This is a genomic window from Corallococcus sp. AB011P (genome assembly GCF_003611605.1).
In the GTDB taxonomy this organism is placed as follows: Bacteria; Myxococcota; Myxococcia; order Myxococcales; family Myxococcaceae; genus Corallococcus; species Corallococcus coralloides.
Genome location: NZ_RAVX01000002.1, coordinates 1,072,315 through 1,088,726, shown reverse-complemented (window position 1 = coordinate 1,088,726; position 16,412 = coordinate 1,072,315). Strand labels below are relative to the sequence as shown.

18 protein-coding genes are annotated in these 16,412 nt (G+C 69.7%); 9 read left to right on the top strand and 9 right to left on the bottom strand.

Translation table 11 applies throughout. The annotated features are described in order from the left end of the window. Window positions 1–31: 31 nt before the first annotated feature. Both D7X30_RS09700 and D7X30_RS09695 read right to left on the bottom strand, forming a co-directional pair. The gene (locus D7X30_RS09700; protein ID WP_120562533.1) at window positions 32–1,039 is read right to left on the bottom strand and encodes a peptidyl-prolyl cis-trans isomerase; all 1,008 of its coding nucleotides are present in this window, start codon (window positions 1,037–1,039) and stop codon (window positions 32–34) included. A 178-nt stretch (window positions 1,040–1,217) separates the two neighbouring features. Then, window positions 1,218–2,237 carry an alpha/beta fold hydrolase gene (locus D7X30_RS09695; protein WP_120562532.1) on the bottom strand — a complete coding sequence of 340 codons (1,020 nt, stop codon included), beginning with the start codon at window positions 2,235–2,237 and terminating at the stop codon, window positions 1,218–1,220. A 151-nt stretch (window positions 2,238–2,388) separates the two neighbouring features. Between D7X30_RS09695 and D7X30_RS09690 the strand changes: the two genes are divergently transcribed. The 3 genes from D7X30_RS09690 (at window position 2,389) to D7X30_RS09680 (ending at window position 3,604) form a co-directional block, all read left to right on the top strand. Further along, window positions 2,389–2,700 (top strand): CBS domain-containing protein, encoded by a 312-nt coding sequence (locus tag D7X30_RS09690; protein ID WP_120562531.1) that lies wholly within the window; start codon window positions 2,389–2,391, stop codon window positions 2,698–2,700. Window positions 2,701–2,770: 70 nt separating this feature from the next. Beyond that, window positions 2,771–3,010 (top strand): GIY-YIG nuclease family protein, encoded by a 240-nt coding sequence (locus D7X30_RS09685; RefSeq protein WP_120562635.1) that lies wholly within the window; start codon window positions 2,771–2,773, stop codon window positions 3,008–3,010. 189 nt (window positions 3,011–3,199) lie between these two features. Then, on the top strand, window positions 3,200–3,604 hold the full coding sequence (locus D7X30_RS09680) for a hypothetical protein (protein ID WP_120562530.1): 405 nt from the start codon (window positions 3,200–3,202) through the stop codon (window positions 3,602–3,604). Window positions 3,605–3,611: 7 nt separating this feature from the next. Here D7X30_RS09680 and D7X30_RS09675 read toward each other — a convergent pair whose 3' ends face one another. Further along, complete coding sequence (locus tag D7X30_RS09675) at window positions 3,612–3,917, bottom strand: hypothetical protein (RefSeq protein WP_014393298.1); 306 nt, start codon at window positions 3,915–3,917, stop codon at window positions 3,612–3,614. A 92-nt stretch (window positions 3,918–4,009) separates the two neighbouring features. Here D7X30_RS09675 and D7X30_RS09670 point away from each other — a divergent pair, with 92 nt between their 5' ends. Together D7X30_RS09670 and D7X30_RS42265 are read left to right on the top strand one after the other, a co-directional pair. Beyond that, window positions 4,010–4,291, top strand: coding sequence for a hypothetical protein (locus D7X30_RS09670; RefSeq protein ID WP_120562529.1), 282 nt, complete (start codon window positions 4,010–4,012; stop codon window positions 4,289–4,291). A 9-nt stretch (window positions 4,292–4,300) separates the two neighbouring features. Then, window positions 4,301–4,786 (top strand): hypothetical protein, encoded by a 486-nt coding sequence (locus tag D7X30_RS42265; protein WP_199724218.1) that lies wholly within the window; start codon window positions 4,301–4,303, stop codon window positions 4,784–4,786. Window positions 4,787–4,795: 9 nt separating this feature from the next. Here D7X30_RS42265 and D7X30_RS09660 read toward each other — a convergent pair whose 3' ends face one another. Both D7X30_RS09660 and nudC read right to left on the bottom strand, forming a co-directional pair. Beyond that, the gene (locus tag D7X30_RS09660; RefSeq protein WP_120562528.1) at window positions 4,796–5,488 is read right to left on the bottom strand and encodes a radical SAM protein; all 693 of its coding nucleotides are present in this window, start codon (window positions 5,486–5,488) and stop codon (window positions 4,796–4,798) included. A gap of 64 nt (window positions 5,489–5,552) precedes the next feature. After that, on the bottom strand, window positions 5,553–6,389 hold the full coding sequence (nudC, locus tag D7X30_RS09655) for an NAD(+) diphosphatase (protein ID WP_120562527.1): 837 nt from the start codon (window positions 6,387–6,389) through the stop codon (window positions 5,553–5,555). Between the two features lie 91 nt (window positions 6,390–6,480). Between nudC and D7X30_RS09650 the strand changes: the two genes are divergently transcribed. Next, entirely contained in the window at window positions 6,481–6,696 is a 216-nt protein-coding gene (locus D7X30_RS09650) for a hypothetical protein (protein WP_120562526.1), read from the top strand. A gap of 30 nt (window positions 6,697–6,726) precedes the next feature. Here the strand turns inward: D7X30_RS09650 and D7X30_RS09645 are convergent, their stop codons facing one another. Further along, window positions 6,727–7,191 carry an FKBP-type peptidyl-prolyl cis-trans isomerase gene (locus D7X30_RS09645; protein WP_199724217.1) on the bottom strand — a complete coding sequence of 155 codons (465 nt, stop codon included), beginning with the start codon at window positions 7,189–7,191 and terminating at the stop codon, window positions 6,727–6,729. Between the two features lie 132 nt (window positions 7,192–7,323). Here D7X30_RS09645 and D7X30_RS09640 point away from each other — a divergent pair, with 132 nt between their 5' ends. Then, window positions 7,324–8,535, top strand: a complete 1,212-nt coding sequence (locus D7X30_RS09640) for an MFS transporter (protein ID WP_120562524.1) — start codon at window positions 7,324–7,326, stop codon at window positions 8,533–8,535. Between the two features lie 4 nt (window positions 8,536–8,539). Here D7X30_RS09640 and D7X30_RS09635 read toward each other — a convergent pair whose 3' ends face one another. The 3 genes from D7X30_RS09635 to D7X30_RS09625 form a co-directional block, all read right to left on the bottom strand. Continuing rightward, window positions 8,540–8,977 carry a GNAT family N-acetyltransferase gene (locus tag D7X30_RS09635; RefSeq protein WP_120562523.1) on the bottom strand — a complete coding sequence of 146 codons (438 nt, stop codon included), beginning with the start codon at window positions 8,975–8,977 and terminating at the stop codon, window positions 8,540–8,542. Window positions 8,978–8,991: 14 nt separating this feature from the next. Beyond that, window positions 8,992–11,859 (bottom strand): TonB-dependent receptor domain-containing protein, encoded by a 2,868-nt coding sequence (locus D7X30_RS09630; RefSeq protein ID WP_120562522.1) that lies wholly within the window; start codon window positions 11,857–11,859, stop codon window positions 8,992–8,994. Window positions 11,860–11,943: 84 nt separating this feature from the next. Then, entirely contained in the window at window positions 11,944–12,387 is a 444-nt protein-coding gene (locus tag D7X30_RS09625) for an HIT family protein (RefSeq protein WP_120562521.1), read from the bottom strand. Between the two features lie 153 nt (window positions 12,388–12,540). On the opposite strand from D7X30_RS09625, the gene D7X30_RS09620 reads away from it, so the two are divergent. Next, window positions 12,541–14,193, top strand: coding sequence for a carboxypeptidase-like regulatory domain-containing protein (locus tag D7X30_RS09620; protein WP_120562520.1), 1,653 nt, complete (start codon window positions 12,541–12,543; stop codon window positions 14,191–14,193). Window positions 14,194–14,384: 191 nt separating this feature from the next. After that, window positions 14,385–16,226 carry an Ig-like domain-containing protein gene (locus tag D7X30_RS09615; RefSeq protein WP_158619223.1) on the top strand — a complete coding sequence of 614 codons (1,842 nt, stop codon included), beginning with the start codon at window positions 14,385–14,387 and terminating at the stop codon, window positions 16,224–16,226. Window positions 16,227–16,412: the final 186 nt, after the last annotated feature.

Sequence of the window (16,412 nt, the reverse complement as noted above, 5' to 3'; positions counted from 1 at the left end):
AGCCCAACCGCCTGGCCCCCGGAAAAGTCCTTCACTTCGCCGCCTGCGGCGCCGGCCGCCCGCGGATGGTCTGCAGCGTGGCCTCGTTCACCACCACCTGGGCCTTGTCGCGAAGCTCCTTCTCGAAGGCCTCCTGCGCCGCCGCCCGCTTGGCCTCCAGCAGGCGCCCCTCCACCTTCCCCCGCACCTCCACCAGCTCCCGCTTCCTCGCCGACCTGCGCTCCAGCACCTTGAACAGGTGGTAGCCGTACTCCGTGGACACCACGTCCGAAACCTGCCCCACCCCCAGCTTGAATACCACCTCGTCGAAGGCCGGCGGCATCTGTCCCCGGGGGAAGAAGCCCAGGTCGCCCCCCACCTTGGCGTCCGCGCTGAGCGAATAGCGCCGCGCGAGGTCGGAGAACTTCTTGCCCGACTTGAGCTGCACCTGGAGCCTGCGCGCCTCGTCCAGCCCCTTCACGACCATCTGCGCCGCGTGGACCTCCTCCGGCTCCTGGAAGTCCGCCTCGTGCGCCGCGTAGTACGCGCGCAGCTCCTCCTCCGTCACGGCCACGCGCGAATAGACGTGGTGGGTGAAGAGCTTCTCGATGGTGAGCCGGCTCGCCTCGCGCGCGCGCAGCTCCGCCATGGAAAGCTGCCCCTGGGCGAGCACCTCGTTGAAGTTGCCCGCGGGGTAGTCGCCGGACAGCCGCAGCACGCCGCGGTCCACCTCTTCGGGCGTCACGGCGATGTTGTTCTGCTTCGCGGCTTGGAGCAGCAGCATCCGCTTCACGAGCGTGTCCACGAGCGCCCGCTTGAAGGGCTCCACCTCCTCGGGCGTGGGCTCGGGCCCTTCCGTGGTGGCCAGCTCCCGCGCCAGCTCCTGTTCGAAGTCCGTTCGGCTGAGCGACTCGCCGTTCACGGTGGCGACCACCGAGGGGTCCGGTCCCTCCTGGGCCTGCGGCCGGCAGCCCGTCAGCCCCAGCACACCCAGGGCGAGCCCCAGGCTCAGGACGACGGACCACGGCATCGGGGAGGCGCGGAAGGAAGCGGGACGCATGCGCGGAGGCCTCGGGGGAGGGGACAGGGGACCTTCCACGGTGGTGCCGGGCCGCCAGGCTTTCAAGCGGGACGTCACGGCCGGGATGGGAAGCGAACGGATGGGCCCATGGGACGGCTTTCCGGGTAGCACGCCGGGCGGGCCCGGACAACCCGCGCTCCAGGAGGGGTTTGCCCCCTTAGAGCGGGGTGGCGTTGGAGGCCAGGAAGGCCTCCACCTGGGGAAAGATTTCGTCCGGCGCCTTGCGGCCCAGAATCAGGTCCGCGTGGCCATAGTCCGCCGCGAAGCCATGGCCGCGCCCGGCGACCAGCATCTTCACGGGGCCGCCCAGGTGCTCCTTCGCCCGGGCCACCGCCAGGGGCGGCGCGAGCAGGTCCCGGCTGCCGGCGATGAGCAGGAAGGGAATCTTCACCCCGGCGAGCGGCTCGCGGTAGTCGAAGCCGCCGTCGAACGTCGTGAACTGGCTGGTGGTGATCCACCGGGCGAACTGCCGCCCCACACCCCCGGCCACGTCCGCCGGCACGTTGGCCAGCGCCCAGCGCACCACCTGCGGATCCATGTTGTCCGCCAGCATCATGTACCGGGTGAGCGGCCCCGGAGGCGCCCCGAAGAAGGCGATGCTGGTGACGCGCCGGGTGGGGATGACCTTGAGCTTGAGCACGGGCTCCACCCGCTGGACGAACGCCCGCAGGCCCGGCTGCACCGCGAAGGTGAAGGGCGCCCCCAGGGACACCGCCGCCTTCACCGGCGCCTGGGGGTTCCTGGCCAGGTGGGCGTAGAGCATCAGGCCGCCCTTGGAGTGGCCCACCCACAGCACTTGCTGGGCACCGGTGGACATCACGGTGCGCAAAGCCGTTCTCACGTCGTGTTCAGCCTGATCATCAAAATTCCAGTCCGCGCAGGCCCCTGCGAGCCCCCGGCCGCGCAGCTCGATGACCCAGGTCTCGAACCCCGCCCGCGCCAGGTAGCGCGCCAGGCTGTACTGCTCGTTGAAGTCCATGTGGAAGCGGTTGGCTCCCAGCCCGTGGCACAGCAGGACGGGCTCCGCGAACCGGCGCTCTCCGCGAGGGTGGTAGCGCCCCAGCGCGATGGCCGCTCCGTCGTCCGTGGGCACCCGGTACAGCTCGTCCGGCTTGAACGAGAGGGTCAGCAACCCCTCCTTGCTCCGCTCCACCGCCTTGGTGAAGAGGTCCGCCATCCGGCTCAACCGGGGTGCTGATGCCTGTCGTGATGTCACCCCTTCAGTCTACGCCCGTCGCCCGGCCGATGCCGGTGTGTCGCGCGCGGACTTTGGAGGACCGGCAGGACAGTTGCAGGGAATGTGAGTCCATCGCGGGGAGGTCGTGGAAATGGGGCAGGGCCGGGGTTTCAGGGAAGTGTTGTCGTCCTTCATCGGCACAGTTTTTCCCACAGACACACTGCTGGGGGCCTTGAAGGTGATGGAGCGGCACCACGTGCAGGTGGTGGGGGTGGTGGGGGCAGGGGGCAGCCTGGTGGGCGTGGTGCACGAAGCGCAGGTGCTGGCGGGGTGGCGGACGGATCCGCTGGCGCAGGTGTCGGACGTCATGGCGCGCGTTCGCAAGACGCACGCGGTCCGCAGCCAGAAGCGGCGGCTGGCGCGCCTGCACGGCAGGCGCGGGGGCGGGCAGAAGCTTTTCTGAGGGGCGCGGTCCTGGCGGTAGAGTGGGGCCCGCCGTGTCGGAAGCCCCCTCCACCGCCTGGACCGTGTACATGCTGCGCTGCCGGGACGGCACGCTCTACACGGGTGCCACCAACAACCTGGAGCGCCGCCTGGCCACGCACGGCAGGGGAAAGGGCGCCGCGTACACGCGGGCCCGGCTGCCGGTGACGCTGGTGTGGAGCGAGCCCGCCCAGGACCGGAGCACCGCCCTGCGCCGCGAGGCCGCCATCAAGCGGCTGACGCGCGCGGACAAGTTGCGGCTGTTCGCGCGGCGCCCGGGACGGCGTTGACGCACGTCCCCCTGATTTGTTGGCGGAAAGGGGTTCTCTTCACAACGCAGGATGCGCGCCTCGCGACAGTTGGCGCGGCGCCCGCGGTTGTTTCATCGCCTGCTGATGAAACGGTTGGGGCCCGCGGGTGGGTGTACGGAACGCCGGGGGCCGAATTAGGGTGTGGCCTGTCCTAGCAGGGGGAAGTCCATGTCGCGTTCTCGCTCGTTCGTGTTCGTCTTGCTCGCGTTGGGTCTGGGGAGCGCAGGGTGCTCCGAGCCCAACCACCAGCCCGTCATCCACGCTGGACCGCGCCCGCTGGGCTCGCCGTCCACGCCGGGCGGGCTCAAGTTCGAGGAGGGGACGGTCATCCAGCTCCAGCTGGAGGCGACGGACGCGGACAACGACGAGATCTTCTACAGCTGGTCGCAGCAGCCGCCGCAGCCGGCCGGCGTGTTCAGCGACCCGCGCATCGCCACGCCCACCTGGACGGTGCCGTCGCCGCCGGAGGACCCCCACCAGGCCATCCTCCTCTACGTGGAGGTGGAGGACCACAACGGCGGCGTGCTGGTGGGCCAGTCGCCCTCCATCTACGTGCTGCCGAAGCAGCAGTAGCGCCCGCTCAGGCGGCGGTGGCCGCGGGCGGCGGCGAACCCGGACGCTGCTTCGCGCGGCTCCGGGCGCGCACGGCGACGAGGATGGCGGCCACCAGGCCCACGCCCGCGCCAATGCCCGCGCCCATCAGCTGCGAGTGCATCAGCGACGTCGTCACGCGGCGCACGACCTCCGGCAGGTTGCACATGGTCTGCGAGGCGAGCGGCGTGCTGTTGTACCACTCGATGTAGGAGGGGGCGACCAGCGACGCGATGAAGGTGCCCAGCAGCGTGCCGGCCAGGATGAAGATGAGGAACGTCTTGAACGTGGCCATGGCGGGGACCTCCTCGGCGGGTGGGCGGCGGGCCGTCCTTAGTATGCGCACGTCCGCCGCGAAAGGGGCGAAGGCATGCTAAGGGGACGGGTGTGCCGCTCCTGCCACTCGCCATCCTGTTCGGGGTCGTCTCGCTCGTGTGCGCGGCCCTCCTGCTGACGCACGCCTTCCGCCGCAGCGTGGGCACGGGCGTCATGGTGCTGCTCATCCCCTGCTACATGCTCGTCTACGCGTTCAGCCAGTTCGAGCACCCGCGCAAGAACCTCATCGTCGCGGGCTTCGTGGCCAGCACCGTGCTGACGGCGGTGTTCCTGGGCATGGGCGCGCACGGCATCGCGGCGGCGGCGGCCCGCATGCCGCCCCCCGGCTTCTAGCCTCCGCGCATGACCGCGAGCCCCTCGGGTGCCCGCTGTGGCCAGCATCCGGAAGAGGCCGCGGTGGCCCTCTGCGCGCGCTGCGGCGGCTACCTGTGCGGCGCGTGCACGGAGGTGCTGGAGGAGACGGCGTACTGCGCGCCCTGCGCCGAGCGACGCTTACGGGACACGCGCCCGTCGCGCGCGGTGCGGCTGGCGCTGCTGGCCAACGTCGGGGGCTTCCTGTTCCTCGGCGCGCCCGTGGTGCGGCTCTCGGGGTCGGCTTACGGGAGGCTGGGCGGAGGCCTGGAGGTGCTGCTGGAGCTGGCGTGCACGCTGGCGGCGGCGGTGGCGGGCACCGTCATCTCCACGCGGAAGCTGCGGCGCCGCGACGAGGTGGGCGACCGGGCCTTCGCCATCATGCTGCGCGTCCTGTCCGCGCTGAACCTGCTGGGGCTCTTGGCGTGGGGCGCGCTCACCGCCTTCGTGCTGACCGTGGGGCGGCACGGGCCCTGAGGGCGCGCGTTACACGCCGCGCTCGTTGGGGTCCCAAAGGTACTTGTGCATCTGGAGCTGGAAGCGCACCGGCAGCCGGTCCTCGATGATCCACTCCGCCAGCTGGCGAGGGTGGAGCTTGTCGAAGATGGTGGAGAACAGGACGCTGTAGGGCTTCTGTCCCAGCTTGTGCTCCTGCACGAGCGCGCGCGCCCACTCGTAGTCCACGCGTGAGCCGATGACGATTTTCAGCTCGTCGTTGGCGTTCATGGACGTGAGGTTGCGGTAGTCGTTGCGGTCGCACTCGCCGGACGACGGCGTCTTCATGTCCACGATCTTGTGGACGGCCGGGGGCACGAGCCGCACGTCGATGGCGCCGCTCGTCTCCAGCAGCACCTTGAGGCCCGCGTCCAGCAGCGCCTCCATCAGCGGATACACGCCGGGCTGGAGCAGGGGCTCGCCGCCCGTCACCTCCACGGTGGGCGAGTTCCAGGCCAGGGCCTTCTCGACGACCTCGGAGACCTTCATGCGGCTGCCGCCGTGGAAGGCGAACTCGCTGTCGCAGTACGAGCAGCGCAGGTGGCAGCCGGTGAGGCGGATGAAGCCGCACAGCATGCCGGCGTGGGACGACTCGCCCTGGAGTGAGAGATAGAGTTCCTTCACCACGACGGAGTCGGCGGTGGGGACGCGGCGGGGCTCGATGTGCGGGCGTGCGGCAGGCATGGCGTGCGGTGCGAAGGGGCGCATCAAGCGCACCCTTGGGGGGAGGGGGTCAAGCCCGGAAGGCTCAGGGTTGGGGCTGGCGGGCCTTCACCCGGTCGATGAAGGTGTCGATGAGGTGGCGCGCGATGCTCAGGCGGGGGGGGATGCGCGGCAGGTCGTCCACGCCGAACCAGCGCGCCTCGGCGATCTCCTTGCCGTCCACGACGACGTCTCCGCCCGCGTACTCGGCCATGAATCCCACCATCAGCGAGCGGCCGAAGGGCCACGGCTGGCTGCCGAAGTAGGTGACGTTCTTCAGGTCCACGCCCACCTCCTCCTTCACCTCGCGCAGCACGGTCTCCTCCAGCGACTCGCCGGCGTCCACGAAGCCGGCCACGGTACTGAAGAAGGGCTCCGGGAAGGACGCGTTGCGCGCGAGCAGCATCTCGTCACCCCGGGTGATGAGGACGATCACCGCCGGAGCGATGCGCGGATAGAACGGCGTGTGGTCCACCGGGCAGCGGCGCGCGCGTTCGCCAGGCACGAGCTGCGTGGCCGTGCCGCACTTGCCGCAGAAGCGGTGGTTCAGGTCCCACTCGGAGATGGAGAGCGCGCGGCCCGCCACGGCGAAGGTCACCTCGTCCACCTGCTTGTAGAGCGAGCGGGCAGGCACGAACTTCAGCCCCTCCGGTGGCGTGAAGTCCCCGGGCATGGGCGCCGCGTAGCAGTCGGTGTCGTCGAGCATGCCCAGGAAGTGGGCGCTGACCGCAGCCTCCGGTAGGGCCGAACCCCGGGGCAGGTCGAGGCGGCCATCGTGCTCGGACACGAGCAGGTCCATGCCGCGCGCGGCGAACAGGAGCGCGGTGTCGCGCGAGCGAGCGGGCGGTTCGTAGCCGGACTGGAAGCGTTTGAGGAGGCTCACGGGGCCACCTTAACGGACGGCGCGGCGGGGCGCCGCGCGCTATGCTCCGGCCGCCCGCCACCGGGCACCGCCCGCCTGGGAGCCTTCGACCGTGAACGCCCTCATCCTCCGCATCGTCTGCGGCCTGCTCTTCGCCGGAATGGTGCTGGGCGTGGCGACCCATCCCCCGCAGGACCTCACGCAGGGGCTGGGCATGATGCTGCCCGCGACGATGCTGCTGGGCGTGGCGCTGAAGGGGCCGAAGGGGCGCTCCACGATTCCGAAGAAGCGCTCGCCGCCGGTGTCCGGGGGAACGCCCGGCGTCTGAAGCCAACGCCGGGGCTCTTTGTCACGCGCGTCAGTAGACGTTCATCAACTCCACGTCGAAGACGAGCACGGCGTCGCTGGGGATGACGGGCGCGGAGCCGCGCGAGCCGTAGCCCAGGTCGGATGGGATGACGAGCTTGCGCTTGCCGCCCACGCGCATGCCGACGAGCCCCTCGTCCCAGCCCTTGATGACATCGCCCCTGCCAATCACGAAGTCGATGGGCTCACCGCGAGCGCGGCTGTTGTCGAACATGGAGCCGTCCGGCAGCCAGCCCGCGTAGTGGACGAACACGTAGCTCTTGTTGACGGCCTCCTTGCCGGTGCCCACGACCAGGTCCTGCGTGTAGAGGCCGGACTCGCTCTTGTTCATCGCGGACAGGTCCACGCCCAGGGACTCGGCGTAGGTCACCTTCGCGGGGTCACCCGAGGAGGATGATGAAGAGTCACCACAGCCGGCCAGGGCCAGCACCGCGCACAGCAGAAGGGAACGAAGCATGGCCCGCAGCCTGCCGCGCGCGGGCCCCGTGGGGAAGGGGGGCACGCACGGCCTGCCCGCCCGGACGGTGATGGGCGCGCACGTCCTGCTTGAAGCGCGTCCAGGCGGGGCTTATCCGTTGCGCCGCCCGCCATGCAGACGCCTTCCGACCCCGCGCCTTCCGCCTCGCTTCGTCCCTCGCTCGTCTGGCTGATGGCGGTGGCCGGCGCCGTCACCGTCGCGAACCTCTATTACAACCAGCCCCTCTTGGGAGACATTGGCCGGACGCTGGGGGCGGACGGGAGCGCGCTGGGGCTGGTGCCCACGCTGACGCAGGTGGGCTACGCGGTGGGCATGCTGTTCCTGGTGCCGCTGGGTGACAGCCTGGAGCGCCGCAAGGTCATCCTCCTGTTGTGCGGCTGCGTGGGCGTGGCGCTGGTGGTCGCGGGGCTCGCGCCCAGCCTGCATGTGCTGGTGGCGGCGAGCTTCGCCATCGGCGTCACCACGGTGGTGCCGCAGATGCTCATCCCGTTCGCGGCGCAGCTCGCGGCGCCCTCGGAGCGCGGACGCGTGGTGGGCACGGTGATGAGCGGGCTGCTCATCGGCATCCTGCTGTCGCGCACGGCGGCGGGCTTCGTGGGCACGCACCTGGGCTGGCGCACCATGTTCTTCGTGGCCGCGGGGCTGATGGTGGTGACGGGCGTCGTGCTGCGCTTCACGCTGCCCGCGCAGCCGCCGCTGGCCTCCATGCCCTATCCGCGGTTGATGCGGTCGCTCATCCACCTGGCCCGCACGGAGCCCGTGCTGCGGCTGCACGCGCTGCTGGGAGGGCTGACCTTCGGCGCGTTCAGCGCGTTCTGGGCCACGCTGGCGCTCTACCTGCGCTCGCTGCCCGGGCACTACGACGCGCAGGTGGCGGGCCTCTTCGGCGTGGTGGGCGTGGCGGGCGCGGCCATCGCGCCGCTGGTGGGGCGCTACGCGGACCAGCGCGGGGACCGGCGCATCAACGCGCTGGCCATCGCCGTGCTGCTGGCGTCCTTCGTCGTGCTGTGGCTCTGGGGGCACTCACTGTGGGGCATCGCGCTGGGCGTGGTGCTGCTGGACCTGGGGGCGCAGGCGAATCAGATCGCCAACCAGGCGCGGGTGTACTCGCTGCGTCCCGACGCCCGGAGCCGGCTCAACACGCTCTACATGGTGACCTACTTCGTGGGCGGCGCCGCGGGCGCGTGGGCGGGCATGGCGGCGTGGACGCGCGCGGGCTGGCCGGGGGTGTGCGCGGTGGGCGCGGCGATGTCGCTCACGGCGCTGGTGGTGGTGCTCTGGAGCGGCCGCCGTCTGCCGGCGGCCCACGCCTCCACGACCTGAAGCTTCAGAGGTCGCGCTGCATGTTCCGGTGGGGGATGCCCACCTCTTCGTAGAGCTCGCCGTACTGCGCGTAGCCCAGGCGCTCGTAGAAGGGGACGACGGGGGCCCGCGCATGCAGGTGCACGTGGCGGAAGCCGCGCGTGCGCAGCTCCTCTTCCAGCGCGCGCACCAGCTTCGCGCCCAGGCCCTTCTTCTGCAGCGACGGTGACACCGCCATCTGGAAGAGCCGGCCGCCGTGCGCGTCCTCCGGGTGGAAGAGCACGCAGCCCAGCACGTCGCCGTTCGCGTGGGCCACCAGGTGGAGGCTGGCGTCCTCGAAGGGGAACTTCACGTCTTCGCGGACATGGCCCAGGGGCTCGCGCAGCACGCGGAAGCGCAGCTCCAGCTCGCCCGCGTAGAGCGGGTGGCGGGGGTCGATGAAGTCGAAGCGGAGGTCAGTCATGGCGCGAGAGTCTCTCAGAAGCTGCCGGTGAGCTGGAGGTTGAAGGTGCGGCCGTACTGCGGCACGGGGCCGGCGGACACGTCATCGCTCACGACGAAGGCGTAGCGCGAGTCGAGCAGGTTGTTCACGCCCGCGAAGTAGCGCAGCCGGCCGTAGTCACCGGATACGCCGAAGCCCACGAGCAGCGCCTCCCCGCTGTCCGCGCCAGCGACGCTCGGCACCCGGGCGCTCTGGTAGGTGGCCTGCGTGGCGATGCGCATGTCGCCATTGCCCACGGGCAGCAGGAAGCGTCCCGAGGCCAGGTGCGCGGGCGCGGCCTCCACCACGTCCTGCGAGGCGTTGCGCAGATTCACGTACGAATAGCTCAGGTCCACCAGCAGCCAGCGGCCCGGCTGCCAGTGCAGCCCGGCCTCCGCGCCCCACGCGAGCGTCTCGCCGGAGTTGTTCGCGTACACCAGGCACTGGGTGGGCGCGCTCGCGGTGCCGCAAGCGGGCGTGGCCACGGACTCGGTGGTGAGCGTGACGAGCTGGGAGATGCGGTTGTGATAGCCCGCGACCGTCACGCGCAGCTCGTGCGTCAGGTCGTGTGAGTGCTCCACCTCGAAGGTGGTGATGGTCTCCGGGTTCAGCTGCTTCGCGGGGCGCTGGGTGAGGAGGTTGTCCTCGTAGAACAGCTCGTAGACGTTGGGGGCGCGGAACGCGCGGCCGATGACGAGCTTGGTGAGGCCCTGCTCATACGGCCGGCCGATGACCGCGAGCCGGGGCGTGAGCGGCAGCGAGTCCAGGTCGGAGTACTTGTCCACGCGGAAGCCCAGGGACAGGCTCAGGCGCGGGTGCAGGCGCCATTCGTCCAGTGCGTACACGGACACGAGCGAGCGCGTCCGCGAGCCCAGCGACGCGGCCACCGCGGGGCCCACGCTCTTCTGGTCCACGCGCAGCTGGGCCTGGCCCTCCACGCCCACGGTGAGGCGGTTGGCTTCGGACAGGACCGCCAGCAGGCGCGCCTCGCCGGTGAGCCAGTCCGCCGCGCCGGAGTCGGTGTTCGTCGCCGAGCTGTCGCCGCCGTCGTAGTTCCAGTGGCCCTTGTAGCGGCTCAGGTCCAGCGCGCCGCGCAGGGACAGGACGAAGCGCTCGGACAGGGGGCGCTCGTACTTGGCCTCGGCGAAGCCGCGCACGTCCTGCACGCGCGTGCCCTGCGCGCCCACCACGGTGCCATAGGGAGCGGTGGGCACGTCCTTGCTGCGCCCGTGCAGCCGGGCCGCCAGGGACAGGTTGCCCAGGCGAGCGCGCAGTGAACCGGTGCCGGCCTTCTCGCCGTCCAGGCCGGTGACGATGGGGCCCGGGTCGCCCAGGCGGGTGGTGTCCGCGCCGTGGGACTTCATGCCCGCGAGGCTGAAGAGGACGGAGCGCTGGGGGTCCTCCCACGACGTGGTGGCGTGCACGAGCGTGGAGCCCATCGCGCCCACTGCGCCGGTGATCTCCAGCCGCCGGTCCAGGCCCAGCGACTCGCGCGGCACCACGTTGATGACGCCGAAGAACGCGCCCGTGCCGTACAGCGCGCTGCCGGGGCCGCGCACCACCTCGATGCGCTCCACCTCTTCCAGGTCCACGCTGAGGTCATGCGCCGCGTAGCCCTGGCCGGCCCACACGTCGTTCATCGCGTGGCCGTCCCAGAGGATGAGGATGCGCGTGTTGAGGTCGCCCGGCGGCGAGAAGCCGCGCACGCCCAGGTACGTGTACGTCCGGTCGTCGGTGAGGAAGAAGCCGCGCACGCCCGCCAGCGCCTCCGCCAGGGTGCGCCAGCCGAACGCGCGCAATTCCTCCGGCGTGAGCACGGTGGTGGAAGCGGGGGCCTCGTCCACGGACAGCAGACGCTTGGACGCGGCGCGCACCGGGGGCGGCTCGTAGCGCAGGGTGGCGTGGACCTTCACCTCCTGGTCGGGGATGACGGTGACCTTCTGGCGCACGGGGCGCACGTCGCGGCTCTCCACCTCCAGCACGTGCTCGCCCTGCGGGAGGGTGACGACGGTGGGAGTGAAGCCCGCGGGCCGGCCGTCCACGCGCACGGTGGCGCCGTCGTGGTTGGCGGTGACGACGACGCGTCCGCTGGGCGCCGTCTGGGCGGTCAGCGTGACCGCGAGCGGCAGGGTGCCTTCGGCGGGCACGTCGATGACGTACTGGCCGGGCGCGTGACCGGCCGCGCGTACATGCAACACGCGCTGGCCCGGAGACAGGCGCAGCTTCGCGGGGATGCGGCCCAGGAGGGGGCCGGTGGGGCTGTCACGGACCTCCGCGCCCTCGGGGGAGCCGGTGATGTCCACCATGCCGGTGATGAGGGCCAGGTCCAGGTCCACGGGCACTTCCCGGCCCCGCACGAGGGTGACGGTGGCCTCGGTGGGGCGGTAGCCGGACCTCTGGACCAGGACCTTGTGGCGGCCCGGCGACAGCGCGAGCGTCTGCGGCGAGCGCCCCCGGCTGCCCAGGTCCGCGCGGTCCACGAAGACCTCCGCGCCGCGGGGATTGGTGGTGACGCGCACCAGGGCGACCTTCGGGCGCAGCCGCTCCAACGAGCGGGTGACTTCCGAGGCGTCCTCGGCGGGCAGGTCCTCGCCGAGCAGGTCGTTGTAGTAGCGGTACGCCTCGTTGAACTTGCCCAGCGCTTCGAAGCAGCGCGCGATGTTGAAGAGGACGTTGCGGTTGGGGACCAGCCGGTAGCTGGTGAAGTACGAGCGCAGCGCCTCCGTGTAGTTGCCGTGGGAGTACGCGTCGTTGCCCAGCTCGAAGGCGATATCCGCCTCGTCCGCGTTGTTGTCCGCGAGCGCGGGACCGGCGGTGAGGAGCCAGAGGGACAGCAGCCAGGGACCGAGGGGGAACGCACGCATGAGGACGCCTGCATTCTTCCCCCGATACGGTGTCAGGTCCATGACACTGGAGAGCCCGGGAGGGCACCGCACGCCCGGCGTGGGTCAGCGGGCGAGCGCCGCCGCCAGCCGCCGGGCCGCGGCTTCCAGCGTTTCCGGCGAAAGGTGCTCCGCCGGGGCCGCGTCGAAGGCGCCCCGACCCCGGAGGTGGGACGGGGTGTCCGCGAAGCGGGGGACGAGGTGCAGGTGGAAGTGGCGGAGCACGTCGCCAATGGCGAAGGCGTAGACGTGCTCGGCGCCGAGCACCTCGCGCTGGGCGCGCATCACCCGGGCGGCGAACGGCCCCAGCTCCCGCGAGGCCGTTTCGTCCAGGTCATACCAGCCGCGCACGTGCTGATCGCTGGTGAGCACCACCCAACCCGGGACGGGGCTGGGGGACGCCACCCCGTGGAGGACGAGCCCGGGCGCCCTCCCGAGCACGCCACCCGGTGGGTGGACCTCTCCGCGAACGATGGCGCAGCCCAGGCAGGGGTCGTTGACGTCTGACATGGCGAGTCATCCTAGTTTCAAGGCGCTTGGCCGCCCTTGGGTAGAATTTACCCCACCTTGACGGCGTGGGCCCGCGTCGGGGAGTGTCCGATTTCCGCCCTTTTGGGAGCAGCTGGGGCGTGAAAATTCCGTCATAAATTCAAGGTGGGGACGATGAAGAAGCATGTGCTGATGGCCGTGTTGCCGCTGCTGGCTTGGGGGTGCGGTGACGCGACTGACGCGGACAACGATGGTGTCGCTGACGGCATCCGTGATCCGAACAACGTGTCGGTGGTGGTTCCTTCCACGCCGAAGGGCACGGTGTCGGGCCAGGTGCTGAGCACGACGCTGCAGCCGCTCGCGGACGTCGCGGTCGCGATGACGATTGGCAGCCAGCCGACGGGCAAGTCGGCGACGACGGACGCCAGCGGCAACTTCGTGATGACGGACGTGCCGGCGGGCGCGCAGGTGCTGCTGACGTTCAGCAAGGGCGGCTACTCGACGCTGCGCGCGACCTCCACGGTGCCGTCGGCCGCGGGCACGGTGCCCATCAACAACGGCAACGCGAGCTTCGGTCCGGTGACGCTGGCGCAGCTGAACAGCTCGCTGGCCGTCACCGTGGTGACGCCGCAGGGCCGTCCGGCGGTGGGCGCGAAGGGCGTGCTCGAGGTGGACAAGGCGGGCTCGGTCATCCTGAGCAACTACGACTCCGTCTCCTCCGTGATCAGCAAGGTCTACGTGGAGGCCACGGCGGACGCCAACGGCGTCCTGAACTTCACCGGCATCCCCTCCGGCGTGGAGCTGGCGCGGCTGACCGGCACCTACAGCCTCTGGATCGCGCCGATGGACACCAACGGCGACGGGGTCGTGGACACGGGCGGTTACACGAAGAGCTACTCGGGTGACACCATCGTGGGGTCGCAGGCCACGACGCTCGCGCAGCTGTCCTTCTCGAAGCCGACGGGCGCGGGTGCGCTGAACATCGAGGGTGGCAACGTGTCCAGCCTGAAGGGCGCCGCGGAGGTGGATCCGCTCCGCAACATGGTGCGTCCTGGCGAGCCCATCTACGTGTACTTCAACCAGCCGGTGCAGCCGGGCTCGGTGTTCGTGCGCCTGACGGACGAGTACGCCAAGGAGTCGCTGCCGGTGACGGCCGCGGTGAATGTCGGCGGTTACTCGGCGACCATCACCCCGGGCAACGGCATCGTGCAGGAGGGCAAGGAGTACAACATCTTCGTCCGCGCGGTGGCCGCGGAGGGTGGCAGCAACTACAGCCGCACGGGCTTCTTCTTCGGCGGCGACCAGGCCGCGCCGAGGGCGGTGACCATCGCGGAGCTCCGGTACCAGGAGCTGTCGGCTCCGCCCGCGGTCACCGCGACGCAGCTCAACCAGTTTGAAGACGTGTTCGTGAACTTCAGCGCGCCTATCGCGAAGCAGGTCGGCCAGTCCGTCCAGGTCTTCTTCAACGCGGACATCGACAACAACGGCACCGTGGGCGGCAACTCCTTCGGTGAGGTCGGCAACTACAGCGGCCAGGGCTTCCCCCTGGAGATTGCTGAGCCGACGAAGCCCGTCCGGACGCGCACGCCGGCCGAGTTGCCTGTGTTCGGCATCCAGGCGTCCGGGTACAGCACCCGCTATTTCTTCAATTACACGGGTTCTGTTGCCCTCAACCCGAGCCAGGTTCGTCTCGTCGTTTCGTTCAGCAGCCTGGCGCCCGTCCTGGGCACCAACGACGTCTACGAGTCCATCTGGGGCCAGCCGATCAACACGGACCTGGAAGCGACGGGCATTGGCCAGCACGCCGCGCCGACCCCTGCTCCTTGATCCTACCTGCGTCAGCCTGACGTAGGTGGTTGAAGCCACCTGGATGCCCCCGTGAAGCCCAGGCTTCGCGGGGGCATCTTCGTTTCAAGGTGTCCTCGGGGAGGGATCCTCCCGTCTTGAATGGAGACCTGTCTCACCGTCGATGGACGCGCAACATCCCGTAGATGCATACGGCGCGAGTCCGCTTCCGGATGGACGCCTTCTTGCTCAGCCGTGGCCTCATGAAAAATCTCAAATCCATTCTGTTTGCGATGCTGCTCATGCCTGCGGCATGCATCCAGATTCCCGACATCGCGGCGCCACCCGACGAGCCTGACTGCAGTGACGCGGGCGAGGAGCCGATTGGCGTCCAATGGGTGTCACCCAAGGAAGGAGCACAGGTCGGAAGCATCGCGAGGCTCCGGGTTCAACTGACGGGCGCCACACCTGAGAACGTGGACCTGCTAGTGGATGGCACAGCGGTCGCGACCCTGAAGGACCCCTTCGTCCTGGATTGGGAGACCCAATCCGTCTCGGAGGGCCCGCATGCGTTCGTCGTTCGGGCGCGTCGATGTGGGCAGGAATCCATGAGTCCCCAGCGCCAGGTGGTGGTGGACCGGACGAAGCCATCGCTGATCGCGCAGACCCCCCAGGACGGTGCACAGTGGGTGTCCGTGCACCAGACGGTTCGAGCGGAGCTGTCCGAGCCCGTGGTGGCGGACAGCGTGAACGACAGCACGGTCCGACTTCTGGCGGGACAGCGAGAGGTCTCTGCGGAGGTTTCCCTGTCGCAGGATGGCCGCGTCCTGACACTTCAACCGCTTGAGCCACTGCCCGTGAGCGAAGTGATGCGTGTGGTGTTCGATCCGAGCGTGACGGATGCCGCGGGCAACCCCGTGGCGATGTCTTCCCAGGGGTGGTCCTGGCGGGTTCCTGCCTTCCTTCCCCTGGGGGACTCCCAGACTCCTCGAACCCGCGTGGACTCTTTCTCGTTCCAGGTGGAGCGCGGGGGGACTCCGCTGGTGGCGAGGTTGGGAACGGGAACGTCCGGCGTCCAGGTCGAACGATGGAATGGTGTGGCCTGGCAAGTGCTAGGAGCCCCGCTCCAAGGCAGCGCCGGAGACCCCCAGGCAACGGAGTGTGTTCTGCACCTCGACTCGTCGGACACCCCGCACGTGGCATGGGTCCAACCCAAGCTCGATGGAAGCGTGGAGGTCCATGTCCGACGGTGGTCCGGGAGCGCCTGGACTGCCTTGGGGGCGCCCGTCATTCCTGTGTTGTCGCAAGCCAGTGTGACCGACTTGCGAATAAAGGTGGAAAGCTTTGGGGGTGTCCCTGTCATTGCTTTCAAGGAAAGGAATGCGTCGGAACTCCGAGTCAGTGTCTTCCGCCTGCAGGCGGGAGAGTGGAGATCACGGGTCGTGTCAGGCTCCCAGGGCGTCCCAAACCTCACTTCTCTACACCTGGAACTGAATCAATGGAACGAGCAGATCCTGGGCTGGAGCAATACAGAGTATGGATTCCCCGGGTGGGCGATTTCCGTTAGTCGTTCGTCAGGCGGGAGTGATGTCGGGTATGGGTCTCCATCCAGACAAGCCGCGTCGCCCATGTTTGCGATGACGGTGGGCAGGGATGACAGGTTCGTCGTCGCCAGCCCAGTCCAGTCCAGTGGCAGTCAGTCTGTCCTGGTGCAGGAACGATTGGAGGGGGGAGGAGGGTGGGAGCGCGTGGGAGACACCTACGACCGCGTCCCTGGCAGGACAGATGCTTCCGCCACCACCCTCAAGTTCGATGCGCAGGGCCGGTTGATCATGCTGCTCGAAGAACCTGAGTCCGAAGCCTCGTCCTCCGTGCGAGGTCTGTTCGTCCAGCGGTGGAACACGGATCACTGGGAGCCGATCGGAGGCGCGCTGAGCGCCAATGCCGGTGCCACGCCGGTGAACCAATCCCAGCTCGGCATGGACAAGGACGGGCGCATCTTCCTCGCCTGGACCGAAGTCGACGAGCAGGACGCCACCCAGCCCAGGCTCCACGTCTTCCGCCCCAACGATTGAGTCCGGTGCACCGGGGGCTCCTGGCGGAGCCCCCACCCCCAGTCCCTCCGCCCACCTACACTGTCGTCTACTGTCCCCCTGTCGCGCAGCGGACAGCGGACCTACCCTGGGATCCGTCCAGGGAAATCTTGCGAGAACGGGCGCTTTTCGGTGGACGTGTTTAGATTCACCCCGCCCCTCCCCTGC

Excerpts from the sequence above, each read along its gene's own strand:
- D7X30_RS09700 (WP_120562533.1), bottom strand. The coding sequence starts at position 1,039 with ATGCGTCCCGCTTCCTTCCGCGCCTCCCCGATGCCGTGGTCCGTCGTC.
- D7X30_RS09695 (WP_120562532.1), bottom strand. The coding sequence starts at position 2,237 with ATGGCGGACCTCTTCACCAAGGCGGTGGAGCGGAGCAAGGAGGGGTTG.
- D7X30_RS09690 (WP_120562531.1), top strand. The coding sequence starts at position 2,389 with ATGGGGCAGGGCCGGGGTTTCAGGGAAGTGTTGTCGTCCTTCATCGGC.
- D7X30_RS09685 (WP_120562635.1), top strand. The coding sequence starts at position 2,771 with ATGCTGCGCTGCCGGGACGGCACGCTCTACACGGGTGCCACCAACAAC.
- D7X30_RS09680 (WP_120562530.1), top strand. The coding sequence starts at position 3,200 with ATGTCGCGTTCTCGCTCGTTCGTGTTCGTCTTGCTCGCGTTGGGTCTG.
- D7X30_RS09675 (WP_014393298.1), bottom strand. The coding sequence starts at position 3,917 with ATGGCCACGTTCAAGACGTTCCTCATCTTCATCCTGGCCGGCACGCTG.
- D7X30_RS42265 (WP_199724218.1), top strand. The coding sequence starts at position 4,301 with ATGACCGCGAGCCCCTCGGGTGCCCGCTGTGGCCAGCATCCGGAAGAG.
- D7X30_RS09660 (WP_120562528.1), bottom strand. The coding sequence starts at position 5,488 with ATGCCTGCCGCACGCCCGCACATCGAGCCCCGCCGCGTCCCCACCGCC.
- D7X30_RS09645 (WP_199724217.1), bottom strand. The coding sequence starts at position 7,191 with ATGCTTCGTTCCCTTCTGCTGTGCGCGGTGCTGGCCCTGGCCGGCTGT.
- D7X30_RS09640 (WP_120562524.1), top strand. The coding sequence starts at position 7,324 with ATGCAGACGCCTTCCGACCCCGCGCCTTCCGCCTCGCTTCGTCCCTCG.
- D7X30_RS09635 (WP_120562523.1), bottom strand. The coding sequence starts at position 8,977 with ATGACTGACCTCCGCTTCGACTTCATCGACCCCCGCCACCCGCTCTAC.
- D7X30_RS09630 (WP_120562522.1), bottom strand. The coding sequence starts at position 11,859 with ATGCGTGCGTTCCCCCTCGGTCCCTGGCTGCTGTCCCTCTGGCTCCTC.
- D7X30_RS09625 (WP_120562521.1), bottom strand. The coding sequence starts at position 12,387 with ATGTCAGACGTCAACGACCCCTGCCTGGGCTGCGCCATCGTTCGCGGA.
- D7X30_RS09620 (WP_120562520.1), top strand. The coding sequence starts at position 12,541 with ATGAAGAAGCATGTGCTGATGGCCGTGTTGCCGCTGCTGGCTTGGGGG.
- D7X30_RS09615 (WP_158619223.1), top strand. The coding sequence starts at position 14,385 with ATGGACGCCTTCTTGCTCAGCCGTGGCCTCATGAAAAATCTCAAATCC.